Source organism: Pseudomonas sp. Marseille-Q5117, from assembly GCF_946901175.1.
In the GTDB taxonomy this organism is placed as follows: Bacteria; Pseudomonadota; Gammaproteobacteria; order Pseudomonadales; family Pseudomonadaceae; genus Aquipseudomonas; species Aquipseudomonas iranensis.
Genome location: NZ_CAMPPP010000001.1, coordinates 451,239 through 464,838 on the forward strand (window position 1 = coordinate 451,239; position 13,600 = coordinate 464,838).

The following is a 13,600-nucleotide window of genomic DNA, read 5'->3' on the forward strand; positions in this document are numbered from 1 at the left end:
TCACACCTACTTAGCGCGCAAACAATTAGCGCGCAAAACCACAACCAATGAGGCTCACACCATGCAAACTCTCTACACCGCAATCGCAACTTCCACTGGCGGCCGTGACGGTCGTGCGATCTCCAGCGACAACGTACTCGACGTCAAACTGGCCACCCCAAAAGAACTCGGCGGTGCTGGCGGCGCGGCGACCAACCCTGAGCAACTGTTCGCTGCCGGTTACTCGGCCTGCTTCATCGGCGCACTGAAATTCGTCGCCAGCCAGACCAAGCGCAAGATTCCTGACGACGCGTCGATTACCGCCCATGTCGGCATCGGCCAGATCCCTGGCGGTTTCGGTCTGGACATTGATTTGCACATCAGCCTGCCGGGCCTGGAACAAGCCGATGCGCAGTCGCTGGTCGACGCCGCTCACCAGGTCTGCCCGTACTCCAACGCCACCCGTGGCAACGTCGATGTGCGCCTGCACGTAACCGTGTAATCACTCAAGCCCCCGGCCCGAACAAGGAAAAATGAACATGAACACTTTCAGCAAAGTCTTGACCGGTACCCTTCTCGCCCTGTCGGTACACAGCGCTTTCGCCGGTGATGTCGAACACAACACCCAGGCATTCCTCGATGCGCTGAATTCAGGCAGCGGCAAGCCGATCGAGCAGCTGTCGCCCAAGGATGCCCGCGCCGTGCTGGTCGGCGCGCAGTCCGGGGTCAAGTTGACGTTGCCCAAAGCCGACGTCAGCGAGAAAACCGTGCAGGTCGATGGTCAACCGCTGAGCCTGACCATTGTCCGGCCGGCCGGGGTCAAGGGTGAGCTGCCGGTGTTCATGTTCTTCCACGGCGGCGGCTGGGTGCTGGGGGACTTCCCGACTCACGAACGTCTGGTGCGCGATCTGGTGGTCGGTTCGGGTGCGGCGGCGGTGTTCGTCAACTACACCCCTTCGCCGGAAGCGCATTACCCGGTGGCGATCAACCAGGCCTACGCTGCGACCAAATGGGTGGCGGAACACGGTAAAGAGATCAATGTCGATGGCAAGCGCCTGGCCGTGGCCGGCAACAGCGTCGGCGGCAATATGGCCGCAGTGGTTGCACTGATGGCCAAGGACAAGGGCACCCCGGCGATCAAATTCCAGGTACTGCTGTGGCCGGTGACCGATGCCAACTTCGACACCGGTTCGTACAACCAGTACGCCGAAGGGCACTTCCTCACCCGCAACATGATGAAGTGGTTCTGGGACAACTACACCACCGACGCCAAGCAGCGCAACGAGATCTACGCTTCACCGCTGCGCGCTACTACCGCACAGCTCAAAGGCCTGCCGCCTGCACTGGTGCAGACTGCCAGCGCCGACGTGCTGCGCGATGAAGGCGAAGCCTATGCGCGCAAACTCGACGAGGCCGGGGTTCCGGTAACGTCGGTGCGCTACAACGGCATGATTCACGATTACGGTTTGCTCAACGTGGTCAGCCAGGTACCGGCGGTGCGTTCGGCGATGTTGCAGGCGTCTGAAGAACTGAAGCAACACTTGAAGTAACCACCGTCCCATTGTGGGAGTGAGCCTGCTCGCGAAAGCGTCCCGTCAGACAGCGCTTCATTGAATGACACACCGCATTCGCGAGCAGGCTCGCTCCCACAGGGTTCCGAGTGTTTCTTACAGGCACAAAAAAACCCGACTCAATGGTCGGGTTTTTTCTTTCCGCAAAAAACAGTGCTTATTTTGCACGGCCTTTGTAGGAACCGCCTTCGCGGGTATCGATCTCGATCATGTCGCCGATTTCGATGAAGTCGGCAACCGACAGCTCGGTACCGTTCTTCAGTTTGGCAGGCTTCATCACCTTGCCGGAAGTGTCACCGCGAGCGGAGCCTTCGGTGTAGTCAACCTGACGCACGATGGTGGTCGGCAGTTCTACGGAAACCAGACGCTCTTCGAAGAACACGGCTTCGCAAACGTCGGTCATGCCTTCTTCAACGAAAGGCAGAACGCTTTCGATGTCTTCGGCGTTCAGCTCGTACATGGTGTAGTCAGTGGTGTCCATGAACGTGTAAGTGTCACCGCTGATGAACGACAGGGTGGCTTCTTTACGATCCAGGATCACGTCGTCCAGTTTGTCGTCCGCACCGTAAACGGTTTCGGTCTTGTAACCGGTCAGCAGGTTCTTCAGCTTGGTCTTCATGATCGCGCTGTTACGGCCCGACTTGGTGAATTCAGCTTTCTGAACCAGCCAAGGATCGTTGTCGATACGGATCACGGTACCGGGTTTGAGTTCTTTACCAGTTTTCATTGCGAATATCCGAATTTGGATGGGATTTACAAAAATCTAGGCCGCGTATCATATCCAATTTACATAAAACTGTACCAGCGCCGTGGCAAGATCCGCCTGCAAGGCCTGTTCCAGACACCATGCCTCGGCGTTTTGCTCGAGTTCCGGCCAATGATTTCGCACCGCCAGCCAGTGCTCGCCGATCGGTTGACCGGCACTCCACGCTCGCCACAGACCGTTCATCGCCTGCGCCGCAGCGGGCGGAAGGCCGTGAGTGTAGAGCGCGAGAAAAGCATCGAGCTTGTCCAGATGGATGTCATCGTCCTGCTGATAGATGTGCCAGAGCATCGGCCGCCCCGCCCATTGCGCGCGAACGAATGAATCTTCACCGCGCACCGCGTTGAAATCGCAGCACCAGAGCAGATGGTCGTACTGGTCCTGACGGACGAACGGCAGCACTTGCACGGTCAGGGACTCGCGCACATGAATCGCGCCGACCGTTAGGGTTTCCACATTCAGCCAGCGCGCCACATCGCCGAGAATCCGCCCTTCCGGCACCAGCAGGTGAGTCGCCTGTGCATCGGCCGCCAGCACGTCCAGCCAACTGGCCAACCCGGGGTTTTCATAAGCAAACAGCGAGATCAGTTGCGCGTCCGGAGCAGGATCGATACCCAAGGCTTGCAGGAAATGTCGCTGGGCCGGCCGATCCTGCTGAAACTGCCGACGCTGTTCGAGAAGTCCGCGTTCGCGCAGCAGGCCACCGGTGCCCGGTTTGAAGCCTGGAAAGAAAAAGAACTTCTGCACCGATTTGTACTTCACCGACGGCAAGCCGTGGCAGCCGGTGACCCAGTCTTCGGCGCTGAGATAATCGAGGTTGAGCCACAGCGGTGGCGTTTCCCGTGCGGCCATGCTGTCCATGTAATCAGTGGGCAGTTGGCAGGCGAAGGCGGCGATGACTACGTCGGACGCCTCGGCGTGCAGCCATTCGCCCGGCCACTGACGCACCTCGACACCCTGCTGCCACTGCTGCGCTAGCTCGATATCGATCTCAGGACAGAGGCGCTCGAATGCGCGCAGATCATCTACCCACAGGCGCACCGGCAAGGCATGTTCGGCCACCAGCTGCCGGGCCAGGCGCCAGGTCACGCCGATGTCACCGAAGTTATCGACCACGGTGCAGAATATGTCCCAGCGGGGTTTCGCTTCAGGCATGCCGTTCTCCCGTTGGCTAAAAACCTCGATTGTCCGCATAAATGCGCTCGCGCAGAAGAGCCGACGGCGATTAATCTTCGTGCGACAATCGCCGCTTGCCCGCAACCATCCGCCAGGAGGCCGCCATGCCCTACCGTCCCAATCCGCGTCGTCCCTTGCCTGTTCAGCTTAGCGCGCTGCATCTGACCGGCAGCATTGCGCTGGGCCTGTGGCTGGGGTTCCTGGCGATTGCGCTGACCTGCTGGCTGCTTTCGCGCTTTATCTTTCCCGAGCAACTGGCCCCTGTCGCGCAAGCGGTGCAGCAGCGCGTCAATCCCCCGGCTGTGGCGCCCGTGCAGGTTCAGCCGGACATTCCACCGCAAAGTCCGCTGTTCCAACAGTACGAAGAAAACCTGCGCAAGAATGAACAGCAGGCCCGACTGGATCAGGCGCGCGCCAATTCGCGTAACGCGTCCAATCCGAAATGCCAGTTCTGGCTGCAGCAGGACCAGACCGCGCCGACCGAGAAGAGCCGCGCCAACGTTTTGCAATTCTGCGATTGATCATGAACAAACACAGCGTCCACCAATTGATTCTCGACAAGCTGCGCATCGACCTCGACGTTGCCGAACGTGCCGCGCAAACCGCTTACGAAACCGCGACCCACGAAGAAAACATCGCCGAAAACAAATACGACACGCTGGGGCTGGAGGCGTCGTATCTGGCGGCGGGTCAGGCGAAGCGGGTTGAGGAAATCCGTCAGTCCCTGGCGCTATGTCAGAACCTGACGTTGCGTGCCTACGATGAAAATCGCGGCATTGAAGTCGGCGCCCTGCTCGGCCTGGAGGACGAAAAGGGTCGCGAGCAATGGCTGTTTCTGGCGCCGGATGCGGCGGGGCTGAAAGTCGACGTGGTGGGTCAGCCGGTTACCGTCATCACCCCGCGCTCGCCGCTGGGCAAAAGCCTGCTGGGCAAGTTCGCGGGCGATGAGGTGGAGATTCTGGTGGCGGGCACCCGGCAACAGTTTGCTGTCACCGAGGTGCTCTGAAGCGGGTGCTTAGTGAACGGGCAGTTCGACGCCGTCGAACAGCTCTTCGAGCTCTTGCTTGTTGTGGCATTGAATGGCCTTGGCCATGACTTCGCGGGTCAGGTGCGGGGCGAATTTCTCGATGAAGTCGCACATGAAGCCACGCAGGAAGGTGCCGCGACGGAAACCGATCTTGGTGATGCTCGACTCGAACAGCTCGCTGGCATCCAGCACCACCAGATCGTTATCGAGTTTGGTGTCGACCGCCATTTTAGCCACGATGCCCACGCCCAGGCCCAGGCGCACGTAGGTTTTGATCACGTCGGCGTCAGCAGCGGTGAACACCACTTTCGGCGTCAGGCCACGATGGCTGAAGGCTTCGTCGAGCTTGGAACGGCCGGTGAAACCGAACACGTAAGTGACGATCGGGTATTCGGCCAGCGCTTCGAGGGTCAGCTTCGGCAGCTTGGTCAGCGGGTGGCCATGGGGTACGACCACGCAGCGGTTCCAGCGGTAGCACGGCATCATCACCAGATCACCGAACAGCTCCAGCGCTTCAGTGGCAATGGCGAAATCGACGGTGCCGTCAGCGGCCATTTCGGCGATCTGCATCGGCGAGCCCTGATGCATGTGCAGGGCCACGTCCGGGTATTGCTTGATGAAATTGCTGATCACCGGCGGCAGCGCATAACGCGCCTGGGTGTGGGTGGTGGCGATCGACAGGGTGCCCTTTTTCTCGTTGGAGAATTCCTGGGCAATCTGCTTGATGCTTTCGACTTTGCGCAGGATCTCGCCAGCGGTGGTGATGATGCGCTCGCCGGCCGGGGTGACGCGGGTCAGGTGCTTGCCGCTGCGGGCGAAGACTTCGACGCCCAGCTCGTCTTCCAGCAGGCGGATCTGCTTACTAATGCCCGGTTGCGAGGTGTACAGGCTTTGAGCGGTAGCGGAAACGTTGAGGTCGTGGTGCGCCACTTCCCAGATGTAGCGCAGTTGTTGAAGCTTCATATCAATCCCTCAAAGCAGGTAGACGCCACGGGCATCAGCGACGGTATATAACTATATTAATGGTTCGAAGAATAAATCTAGAACTTTTTTATCAAAACGCCATTATTCCTGCTTCAGCGATCCTCACGCCGCCGGCGTTCCATCAGCGGCACCAGATAGACCGGCACCTTGGCCAATTGCAGAACCCGCGCCGCCGTGCGCCCCAACGGCGTTTCCGCGCCGACGCCATGGCTGTGACTGCCGACGATCAGCAGATCGACCGAGAGCTTGTGCACCTGATCGAGAATCACCTGCGACGGGTCGCCCTGCAGCACGCGCACCGCGCGAATGCGCTGCAGATCCTGTTCGCCGTCGTCCCCCAGTTCTTCACGAAAGCTGTCGAGCACCCGTTGTTCGATATTGGCAATGACTGTTTTCAGACCCTGACTATGGAATTCGTTCAATGCCTGTTCGTCGAGATAGCTTTGCAGCACCGACTCGGCAAACAGGCCCATGGGTTCCACCGCGTGCACTACATACAGATCGGCATTGAAGGTGCGCGCCAAGGCCAGGGCATGCTGCATCACGAACGGTGCGTACAGACCGAGGTCGGTGGCATACAGCATTGAGCGAATCATGGGACCTCCTCGCGAGCCAACGATGGCGGAGATTGATTCAGCTTAGCAGTGCCTTGGCGAGTACGACGTGCGACGCAACGTCCTGAATGAAAAGGCTCTAGATCGACGGTTCGTTGCTGATGCCATGGGGCACGTGGCCGGTGGCGACCACTTCGCGAGCCAGTTCGCAATGGCCGGTCTGGTCATCGAAGAACACGTCGGCGGCGAAGGCTTCGAGGAACGCCGATTTGGTCAGGCCACCGAGAAATAGCGACTCATCGAGGCGAATATCCCATTCCCGCAAGGTGCGGATCACCCGCTCATGGGCCGGCGCCGAACGCGCGGTCACCAGCGCCGTGCGGATCGGGCAATCGTCATCGGGAAACTCGCGCTGCAACAGATTGAGCGCTGCCAGAAAGCCCTTGAACGGCCCACCACGCAATGGCTCGCGTGCCGATTCGCGTTCCTTGGCCTGAAACGCTTCCAGGCCGCCGGACTGATAAACGCGCTCGGACTCGTCGGAAAAGATCACCGCGTCACCGTCAAAGGCGATACGCAATTCATCACTGGCCGCGCGGCTGGCGCCACCGGAGAGAATCGTTGCGGCGGCGAACCCGGCGTCCAGCGCCGCACGCACGTCTTCGGCGTGGGTCGAGAGAAACAGGTCGCAGCCAAACGCTTTCAGATACGGATACGGACTGCGCCCGCCGACGAACGCCGCGCGGGAAATCGCCAGGCCGTAATGATGAATCGAGTTGAACACGCGCAGCCCGGTGTCGGCGCTGTTACGGGAAACCAGAATCACCTCGACCCGCGCGCGGCCGAGACGGCTGTTCAGGCTCAGGAGTTTTTCCACCAGCGGGAACGCATCGCCCGGCGCGAGGATTTCGTCTTCGTGCTCGATCTGATATTGCCGATAGGCTTCGACGCCGCTCGACAGGTAGACCTTGTGGCTTTCGCTCAGGTCGAACAAGGCGCGCGAGGAAATCGCCAGCACCAGTTTGTCATCGATGTTATTGGCCATGCCTTCCCCCAGAACAACCGACTCAGGTATTGCGTCGGTCGATAAAACCCAAATGGCGATACAACGCCTCGATGCGCGGCAACTCGCACCCCGCCGCTTTCGCCGCCGCCAGTGGCCGGGCGTAGATCGCCTCCAGCTCCAGCGGACGCTTGTGTGCAAAGTCGTGGTACATGCTCGGCCAGTAATCGGGCATTTTTTCCGTCATGGTGAACAGGTACTCGGCATAGCCGGGCGGGATCTCGTATCCACAGGCCCGGGCGCCCTGCACCACTTCCGCCATCAACGCCTGAATCGACAGGCGGCTGTCGGCATCGACCATCAGCGCTTCGGTTCCCGCGCCGAGCAACACCGAAAGGCCGTTGTAGGGGATATTCCACACCAGTTTCTGCCAGCGCGCCTGATGCAGGTTGGCCATCGCCTGCGAGTCGATGCCGGCGGCACGGAACAGTCCGGCGCCCTCCTCGACGATCGCCATGCGCGCTACTTCATCAATGGCCGAGCCGCTGTGATAACCGACATTCACCGCGCCAAGGGCCTGATGGGTAATCTGCCCCGGCCCCTCGCGGTGCACGCAGATCAGGCACAGACCACCGAGCAGATGCAGCGAATCCGGCAACAGCGGCCGCAGGCTGTCTTCGACATCCAGACCGTTCTGCAGCAACAGCACTTTTGCGTCAGGTTTGGCGGCCTGAATGATCGCCGGGGCCAGACCGGCGTTGCTGGTGGTCTTGGTGCCGACCAGCAGCCAGTCACAGGGCGGCATGTCTTCGGCAGCGGAATAGGCATTGACCGGATGCAGCGTCAACGGCCCATGTACCGCACTGTTGATCTGCAAACCGCGCTCAGCCACGGCGGAAAATTCGCTGCGCAACAAAAAGTGCACCTCAAACCCGGCACGCGCCAGCATCACCCCGTAGAACCCGCCGATTGCACCGGTGCCGATAATCCCCACCACCGGTTTGCTGACTGTCTCGCTCATGGCAACTCCTCTGCAATTCGACCCAGCGCCTGCGCCACTGCCTGGTTGAGCTCATCAACCGTCAGACGAGTGTGCACTGCGCCAAAGAACTCGCCGTCGCGCACCACAAACAGCGCCGGCAAACGAAACACCTGATAACGCTCGACCAGGCCGCCGTTGTTGCCGGCGTCGATCCAGCACAGCCGATCGATCGCCAGCGGCAATCCCGGCAACACCTCGCGGGCATAACGACAACTGGCGCAGCCGACGCTGGTGAAGATCACCAGAGAAACCCCGCGCATCGCCAGCAGCCGCTGGTCGGCGTCGAAGTCGGTCAGCTCGGATTCGACCACTATACTGGGGGAAACAATGTCAGATGGCCGACACAGGGAGTCTGTGCTCATGGGACGTTTCATTCCTCATCCGGACGAAGTGCCGGTTGAATTGACGTTACTCAAGCCTGAATGCATTTCCAGACAACAGCTGCACACTATCAGCCTCGGCGGCATCGCTTGCAATTACCACCGCGCCTGGCGCCATGGCACTGCGCTGCAAGTACGCATGCCGACGCTGAATGCCGACTTCTGTTATCCGGGCTATGTGGCCTGGTGTCTGCGGCGTAAAAAAGGCTATCTGGTGGGCATTGCCTTCACTGACGAACAGACCCTGTTCAGCGCGCGAATGGGTGAGCAGGTGTGTCAGATCGAACGCTATTCGCGCATGCAGGACAGCCACGACGATCTGCAGGATAGTCAGGCGCTGGCCCTGCAATGGGTCGAGGAGCACGCCGAAGAGTTCTCCCACGACAACCTGCGCAAGGCTTTTGCGCAGCCAGCGCTGGACTAAAGCACGGTTTGCCCATTGTCGAGCCGCGTCTGACGCGCTAAGGTTCGGCTCCCCCGACGCGCTAAATCTGCTGTGCTCCGCCGCGCGGGGATCGCTGGCGGCCGGCACCCGTGACCTGACGAGTAAACGATGGCTGATTTACCGATCAACGACCTAAACGTCGCCTCTAACGAGACCCTGATCACTCCCGATCAGCTCAAGCGTGATATCCCCCTGAGCGACGCCGCCCTGCGCACCGTCACCAAGGGCCGCGAAGTCATTCGCAACATTCTCGATGGCACCGACCACCGTCTGTTCGTCGTGATCGGCCCGTGCTCGATTCACGACATCAAGGCTGCCCACGAATACGCCGATCGCCTCAAGGTGCTCGCCGAGGAAGTCTCCGACACCCTGTATCTGGTCATGCGCGTGTATTTCGAGAAGCCGCGCACCACCGTCGGCTGGAAAGGTCTGATCAACGATCCGTATCTGGACGACTCGTTCAAGATCCAGGACGGTCTGCACATCGGTCGTCAGTTGCTGCTCGACCTGGCCGAGAAAGGCCTGCCGACCGCGACCGAAGCCCTCGACCCGATCTCCCCGCAGTACCTGCAGGATCTGATCAGTTGGTCGGCCATCGGCGCGCGTACCACCGAATCGCAGACTCACCGCGAAATGGCTTCCGGCCTGTCCTCGGCGGTCGGCTTCAAGAACGGCACCGACGGCGGCCTGACCGTGGCGATCAACGCCTTGCAGTCGGTGTCCAGCCCGCACCGGTTCCTCGGCATCAACCAGGAAGGTGGCGTGTCGATCGTCACCACCAAGGGCAACGCCTACGGTCACGTGGTGCTGCGTGGCGGTAACGGCAAGCCGAACTATGATTCGGTCAGCGTGGCCCTGTGCGAGCAGGCGCTGAACAAGGCGAAGATCAAGCCGAACATCATGGTCGACTGCAGCCACGCCAACTCCAACAAGGACCCGGCCCTGCAACCGCTGGTGATGGAAAACGTCGCCAACCAGATCCTCGAAGGCAACCAGTCGATCATCGGTCTGATGGTTGAGAGCCATTTGAACTGGGGCTGCCAGGCAATCCCGAAAGATCTCGCCGACCTGCAATACGGCGTGTCGATCACCGATGCCTGCATCGATTGGTCTGCCACCGAAAACACCTTGCGCAGCATGCACGCCAAGCTCAAGGACGTATTGCCGAAGCGTCAGCGCACGTAAGCACGGTTTTACGGATATAAAAAAACGCCGGACATTGTCCGGCGTTTTTGTGTGTGCGATTCAGATCTTCGCGGCGCGACGCTGATGGCGTTCCATGTAGCGCTCGACGTAGGAGCACGACGGGATCACCGTGTAGCCCATTTCTTCGGCGTATTGCAGCGCGCGTTCAGTCAGCGCTGCGGCAATGCCACGGCCGCGCAGGGCATTGGGCACGAAGGTGCGGTAGATATCCAGGGTCTGCTTGCCCAGATCCATGTAGGTCAGGTAAGCACGATGACCGTCCACAGTGGTCTCGAATTGATGACCAGCCTGGTCATGGTGGATGGACAACGCCTCGCTCATCACTACTCCTCGCGGGTCTTGAATTGTGACCCCTACCTTACCGATGTTTTTCCGGCGAAGGAACATCTACGCCACCCCGTGCCTGATGGACACTGAGAAGAGCCACACCGATCTCGCGCAATCTGACACCTGCTGAATAGTAGGCACCATTGGCGAAAATGCTCAAGGTACGCTCGTCATCGGATGGTTTGCGTGCATTGGCATCGATGGTCGCAGGTTCGGCCGCAAGACAATCTTTGCGTGCCGTTTGCCTGAACATTGCCGGAATGTTGAGACTTAAGACGTGCAACCTTTTTTAAAGTCACCTGTACATCAACAAAGATACGCGAAGCGCTTCGCAGAACCTGAACAAAAGTGTGGACGAATTCATTTAGAAAGACTTTAGCCGAAGTCGCAAAAACAGCGCACGAGGGCGGGAACTTTTTCCGTTTGAGTCGCTCACGCCGGGGCTTGCAGCTGGATATTTTTTATACAGCGCAGTTAAAAGTTGCTCGAAAAAGAATCAACGCCTACAATTTTTTTTGCTTCTTGCGCTACGTCAGTTTACTTACTACAAGTAATGGGTAGTATGTACGCCGGCTATTTCCTCAATCGTGAGGAGACAGCCACTTAATTTGAAAGTCCTTGAAGGGGAACACGATGAACAACGTTCTGAAATTCTCTGCTCTGGCTCTGGCCGCAGTTCTGGCTACCGGTTGCAGCAGCGCATCGAAAGAAACCGAAGCACGTCTGACCGCTACTGAAGACGCAGCTGCTCGCTCCCAGGCTCGTGCAGACGAAGCTTACCGTAAAGCTGATGAAGCTCTGGCTGCTGCTCAAAAAGCACAACAGACTGCTGACGAAGCTAACGAGCGTGCTCTGCGCATGCTGGAAAAAGCTAGCCGCAAGTAATAATCCCTCGGGATTGTTATCGAGCCGATCCGGTTTTCCGGGTCGGCTTTTTTGTGCCCGGTGCTTTTCTCCGGGCAATAAAAAACCCGCCGACGCTGCACGCATCGGCGGGGTTTTAATCAGCTCTTATTGCTGCAGGTCGCTCGCTGCCCTGCTCACCATCGGCACCGAGGTATTCGGCACGGCGATCTCTACCGGCAGGCCGTCTTCGGCGGCGACCACATCACGCACCACATCCCAGTTCATGCGCAGGTTGCTGGTGATGTCTTCACGCTTGAGCATCGCGTTGATCACCGCGGTGTGCTTGTCGACCACCGACGGGTTGCCCTTGTCGTCGAGCGGCGTGTGCGCTTCCAGATAGACCTTGCCGCCACTGCGACCGAACTTGTACGGGTCGTTGATGATGCGCACCGAGGTGCCGACCGGGACCATGCCGGCCATTTCCAGCACGTTGTTGTTGAACATGCGGAAGCAGCCGTGGCTGGTGCGCATGCCGATGCCGAACTTCTTGTTCGAACCGTGGATCAGGTAGCCCGGCGTGCCGAGGGTGAACTTGAACGGACCCAGCGGGTTATCAGGACCGGCCGGCACCACATTCGGCAGCGGATCACCGTCAGCAGCGTGTTCGGCCTTGATCGAAGCCGGAGGCGTCCACGTCGGGTTCGGTGTCTTGGCGATGATCGAGGTGTGCGCGATCGGCGAGCCCCAGCCTTCGCGGCCGATACCCAGCGGGAACGTGTACACCACGTCGCGGCCTTTCGGGTAGTAATAGAGACGGTATTCGGCGAGGTTGATGACGATGCCTTCACGCGGGCCCGGCGGCAGGATGAAGCGCGTCGGCAGGACGATCTCGGTACCGGCGCCCGGCAGCCAGGCATCGATGCCCGGGTTGGCCGCAACCATTTCCGAATAGCCCAGATCGTAGGTGGTGCCCAGGTCGGCGAAGGTGTCTTCGTACTTGGCTTTGATCACCTGCACCTGGCCGACGATGTCCTCGCCGGGTGGTGGCAGGGGAAGCTCCAATGCAGCAACGGGACCGGCCACACACAGGGCGGCAAGTGACAGGCAGCGGGTGACGGCAGGAAAGCGCGGCAACATCCGGAAAATCCTTCGCATGATCATCAAGGGTATAAGGGCGCGATTGTACACCGCGGCCTGGGGATTCGGGAGACACGCCGATAGACCGTGTCGCGCCCTGAAAGATCGCAGCTTCGTTGCACTCGTCAGCTCCTACATTTGCAACGCATTCCCTGTAGGAGCTGACGAGTGCAACGAGGCTGCGATCTTTTGATCTTAAAGTTCGAATCGAAGCTCGGGCCAGATCGGCGACGTACCGCGTTTCTGCGATTCGAGAATCGCCCGGCACAGCGAGCACAGGCGCTGATCCTGGAACACCCGCCGATCAACATTCGACCAGCGCGGTTGCGCCGGCAGCAGAGTGCCGCAGAGCGTGCGATCGGCCGAGCCACCGAGTTCCAGCTGCCGCGTCACCAGATGCACCCGCACTTCCTGGCAGGCGAACAGATCCAGCTGCTCGTCAGGCTCGATCAGTTGGTAGGCAAACAGGGACCAGGCAGGACGCGGCATCGGGGGCTCCAAATTAGGGGGCGCCACATTAGCCGAAAGCCTGCCTCTAGAAAAGCCTCATAACAGCGGTTTTAGCGTCGGCCAGACATTTTCCAGCAACTTGCTCTGAGCACCGGCCGCCGGGTGCAGACCGTCGGCCTGCATCAGGTCCGGATGACCACCGACACCTTCGAGAAAAAACGGCACCAACGGGATGTTTTTCTCTTCGGCGAGCTTGCCGTAAACCTCGGCGAACGAATCGGTGTAGCGCTTGCCATAATTGGGTGGCAACTGCATGCCGAGCAGCAGCACTTTCGCGCCGCTCTGCCGCGAGCTGTCGATCATCGAGGCAAGATTTTGTTGCAATTGCGTTGGCGGCATCCCGCGCAGGCCGTCATTGCCACCCAGCTCGAGGATCACCAACTCCGGCTTATGCTCTGCAAGCAGCGCCGGCAGCCGCGCCTGGCCTCCGGCACTGGTGTCGCCACTGATCGAGGCGTTGACCACTTTATCGTCGAAACCCTCCTGTTTGAGCCGCTGCTCGAGCAGCGACACCCACCCCAGACGGGTATCCAGGCCGAAACCGGCGCTGATACTATCGCCAACGATCAGGACAGTCCCCGCCGCTGCGTTCTGGGCCATGCACATCAAGGCCAGGCCAGCACTCAAAAACCATACACGCATCGGATTCT

Annotated in this window: 18 protein-coding genes; 7 read left to right on the plus strand and 11 right to left on the minus strand. The window is 59.7% G+C overall.

Annotated elements, in window-relative coordinates; genetic code table 11:
• Positions 1-61 precede the first annotated feature (61 nt).
• Positions 62-481, plus strand: coding sequence for an organic hydroperoxide resistance protein (locus tag OC605_RS02105; RefSeq protein WP_007940002.1), 420 nt, complete (start codon positions 62-64; stop codon positions 479-481).
• A 37-nt stretch (positions 482-518) separates the two neighbouring features.
• The gene (locus tag OC605_RS02110; RefSeq protein ID WP_056788483.1) at positions 519-1,529 is read left to right on the plus strand and encodes an alpha/beta hydrolase; all 1,011 of its coding nucleotides are present in this window, start codon (positions 519-521) and stop codon (positions 1,527-1,529) included.
• A 178-nt stretch (positions 1,530-1,707) separates the two neighbouring features.
• On the opposite strand, the gene OC605_RS02115 is transcribed toward OC605_RS02110, so the two are convergent.
• Complete coding sequence (locus OC605_RS02115; protein WP_003226785.1) at positions 1,708-2,277, minus strand: elongation factor P; 570 nt, start codon at positions 2,275-2,277, stop codon at positions 1,708-1,710.
• A gap of 48 nt (positions 2,278-2,325) precedes the next feature.
• Entirely contained in the window at positions 2,326-3,468 is a 1,143-nt protein-coding gene (gene earP, locus OC605_RS02120; RefSeq protein WP_262136186.1) for an elongation factor P maturation arginine rhamnosyltransferase EarP, read from the minus strand.
• Positions 3,469-3,593: 125 nt separating this feature from the next.
• Between earP and OC605_RS02125 the strand changes: the two genes are divergently transcribed.
• Together OC605_RS02125 and OC605_RS02130 are read left to right on the plus strand one after the other, a co-directional pair.
• Complete coding sequence (locus OC605_RS02125; RefSeq protein ID WP_056788478.1) at positions 3,594-4,010, plus strand: hypothetical protein; 417 nt, start codon at positions 3,594-3,596, stop codon at positions 4,008-4,010.
• A gap of 2 nt (positions 4,011-4,012) precedes the next feature.
• The gene (locus OC605_RS02130; protein WP_262136187.1) at positions 4,013-4,495 is read left to right on the plus strand and encodes a GreA/GreB family elongation factor; all 483 of its coding nucleotides are present in this window, start codon (positions 4,013-4,015) and stop codon (positions 4,493-4,495) included.
• A gap of 9 nt (positions 4,496-4,504) precedes the next feature.
• Here the strand turns inward: OC605_RS02130 and cysB are convergent, their stop codons facing one another.
• The 5 genes from cysB to OC605_RS02155 all read right to left on the minus strand — a co-directional run bounded on the left by cysB (position 4,505) and on the right by OC605_RS02155 (position 8,461).
• Positions 4,505-5,479 carry an HTH-type transcriptional regulator CysB gene (cysB, locus tag OC605_RS02135; RefSeq protein WP_016770873.1) on the minus strand — a complete coding sequence of 325 codons (975 nt, stop codon included), beginning with the start codon at positions 5,477-5,479 and terminating at the stop codon, positions 4,505-4,507.
• 113 nt (positions 5,480-5,592) lie between these two features.
• The gene (locus OC605_RS02140) at positions 5,593-6,096 is read right to left on the minus strand and encodes a universal stress protein (RefSeq protein WP_016770874.1); all 504 of its coding nucleotides are present in this window, start codon (positions 6,094-6,096) and stop codon (positions 5,593-5,595) included.
• A gap of 97 nt (positions 6,097-6,193) precedes the next feature.
• Complete coding sequence (locus tag OC605_RS02145; protein ID WP_039759920.1) at positions 6,194-7,099, minus strand: 5'-nucleotidase; 906 nt, start codon at positions 7,097-7,099, stop codon at positions 6,194-6,196.
• Positions 7,100-7,121: 22 nt separating this feature from the next.
• Entirely contained in the window at positions 7,122-8,078 is a 957-nt protein-coding gene (locus OC605_RS02150) for a putative 2-dehydropantoate 2-reductase (RefSeq protein WP_262136188.1), read from the minus strand.
• Positions 8,075-8,461 carry a thioredoxin family protein gene (locus tag OC605_RS02155; RefSeq protein WP_262136189.1) on the minus strand — a complete coding sequence of 129 codons (387 nt, stop codon included), beginning with the start codon at positions 8,459-8,461 and terminating at the stop codon, positions 8,075-8,077. The genes OC605_RS02150 and OC605_RS02155 overlap by 4 nt, the downstream gene beginning before the upstream one ends.
• Here OC605_RS02155 and OC605_RS02160 point away from each other — a divergent pair.
• The gene (locus tag OC605_RS02160; protein WP_024013780.1) at positions 8,460-8,903 is read left to right on the plus strand and encodes a PilZ domain-containing protein; all 444 of its coding nucleotides are present in this window, start codon (positions 8,460-8,462) and stop codon (positions 8,901-8,903) included. The genes OC605_RS02155 and OC605_RS02160 overlap by 2 nt on opposite strands.
• Before the next feature lie 129 nt (positions 8,904-9,032).
• On the plus strand, positions 9,033-10,109 hold the full coding sequence (locus OC605_RS02165) for a 3-deoxy-7-phosphoheptulonate synthase (RefSeq protein WP_016770878.1): 1,077 nt from the start codon (positions 9,033-9,035) through the stop codon (positions 10,107-10,109).
• Between the two features lie 60 nt (positions 10,110-10,169).
• Here OC605_RS02165 and OC605_RS02170 read toward each other — a convergent pair whose 3' ends face one another.
• Positions 10,170-10,451: a GNAT family N-acetyltransferase gene (locus tag OC605_RS02170; RefSeq protein WP_016770879.1), complete on the minus strand. Its 282-nt coding sequence runs from the start codon at positions 10,449-10,451 to the stop codon at positions 10,170-10,172.
• Between the two features lie 639 nt (positions 10,452-11,090).
• On the opposite strand from OC605_RS02170, the gene oprI reads away from it, so the two are divergent.
• Positions 11,091-11,342 (plus strand): outer membrane lipoprotei OprI, encoded by a 252-nt coding sequence (oprI, locus tag OC605_RS02175; RefSeq protein ID WP_003183784.1) that lies wholly within the window; start codon positions 11,091-11,093, stop codon positions 11,340-11,342.
• 126 nt (positions 11,343-11,468) lie between these two features.
• On the opposite strand, the gene OC605_RS02180 is transcribed toward oprI, so the two are convergent.
• The 3 genes from OC605_RS02180 to OC605_RS02190 form a co-directional block, all read right to left on the minus strand.
• A complete protein-coding gene (locus OC605_RS02180; protein ID WP_262136190.1) occupies positions 11,469-12,440 on the minus strand; it encodes a L,D-transpeptidase family protein in 972 nt (323 codons plus the stop codon).
• Between the two features lie 195 nt (positions 12,441-12,635).
• The gene (locus tag OC605_RS02185; RefSeq protein ID WP_016770881.1) at positions 12,636-12,929 is read right to left on the minus strand and encodes a hypothetical protein; all 294 of its coding nucleotides are present in this window, start codon (positions 12,927-12,929) and stop codon (positions 12,636-12,638) included.
• A 57-nt stretch (positions 12,930-12,986) separates the two neighbouring features.
• Positions 12,987-13,592, minus strand: a complete 606-nt coding sequence (locus tag OC605_RS02190; RefSeq protein WP_122746659.1) for an arylesterase — start codon at positions 13,590-13,592, stop codon at positions 12,987-12,989.
• Between the last annotated feature and the right edge of the window lie 8 nt (positions 13,593-13,600).

Coding starts and splice junctions, on each gene's coding strand:
- OC605_RS02130 (WP_262136187.1), top strand. CDS start 4,013: ATGAACAAACACAGCGTCCACCAATTGATTCTCGACAAGCTGCGCATC.
- OC605_RS02145 (WP_039759920.1), bottom strand. CDS start 7,099: ATGGCCAATAACATCGATGACAAACTGGTGCTGGCGATTTCCTCGCGC.
- cysB (WP_016770873.1), bottom strand. CDS start 5,479: ATGAAGCTTCAACAACTGCGCTACATCTGGGAAGTGGCGCACCACGAC.
- OC605_RS02110 (WP_056788483.1), top strand. CDS start 519: ATGAACACTTTCAGCAAAGTCTTGACCGGTACCCTTCTCGCCCTGTCG.
- oprI (WP_003183784.1), top strand. CDS start 11,091: ATGAACAACGTTCTGAAATTCTCTGCTCTGGCTCTGGCCGCAGTTCTG.
- OC605_RS02160 (WP_024013780.1), top strand. CDS start 8,460: ATGGGACGTTTCATTCCTCATCCGGACGAAGTGCCGGTTGAATTGACG.
- OC605_RS02165 (WP_016770878.1), top strand. CDS start 9,033: ATGGCTGATTTACCGATCAACGACCTAAACGTCGCCTCTAACGAGACC.
- OC605_RS02190 (WP_122746659.1), bottom strand. CDS start 13,592: ATGCGTGTATGGTTTTTGAGTGCTGGCCTGGCCTTGATGTGCATGGCC.
- OC605_RS02125 (WP_056788478.1), top strand. CDS start 3,594: ATGCCCTACCGTCCCAATCCGCGTCGTCCCTTGCCTGTTCAGCTTAGC.
- OC605_RS02155 (WP_262136189.1), bottom strand. CDS start 8,461: ATGAGCACAGACTCCCTGTGTCGGCCATCTGACATTGTTTCCCCCAGT.
- earP (WP_262136186.1), bottom strand. CDS start 3,468: ATGCCTGAAGCGAAACCCCGCTGGGACATATTCTGCACCGTGGTCGAT.
- OC605_RS02150 (WP_262136188.1), bottom strand. CDS start 8,078: ATGAGCGAGACAGTCAGCAAACCGGTGGTGGGGATTATCGGCACCGGT.
- OC605_RS02115 (WP_003226785.1), bottom strand. CDS start 2,277: ATGAAAACTGGTAAAGAACTCAAACCCGGTACCGTGATCCGTATCGAC.
- OC605_RS02105 (WP_007940002.1), top strand. CDS start 62: ATGCAAACTCTCTACACCGCAATCGCAACTTCCACTGGCGGCCGTGAC.
- OC605_RS02170 (WP_016770879.1), bottom strand. CDS start 10,451: ATGAGCGAGGCGTTGTCCATCCACCATGACCAGGCTGGTCATCAATTC.
- OC605_RS02180 (WP_262136190.1), bottom strand. CDS start 12,440: ATGTTGCCGCGCTTTCCTGCCGTCACCCGCTGCCTGTCACTTGCCGCC.
- OC605_RS02140 (WP_016770874.1), bottom strand. CDS start 6,096: ATGATTCGCTCAATGCTGTATGCCACCGACCTCGGTCTGTACGCACCG.
- OC605_RS02185 (WP_016770881.1), bottom strand. CDS start 12,929: ATGCCGCGTCCTGCCTGGTCCCTGTTTGCCTACCAACTGATCGAGCCT.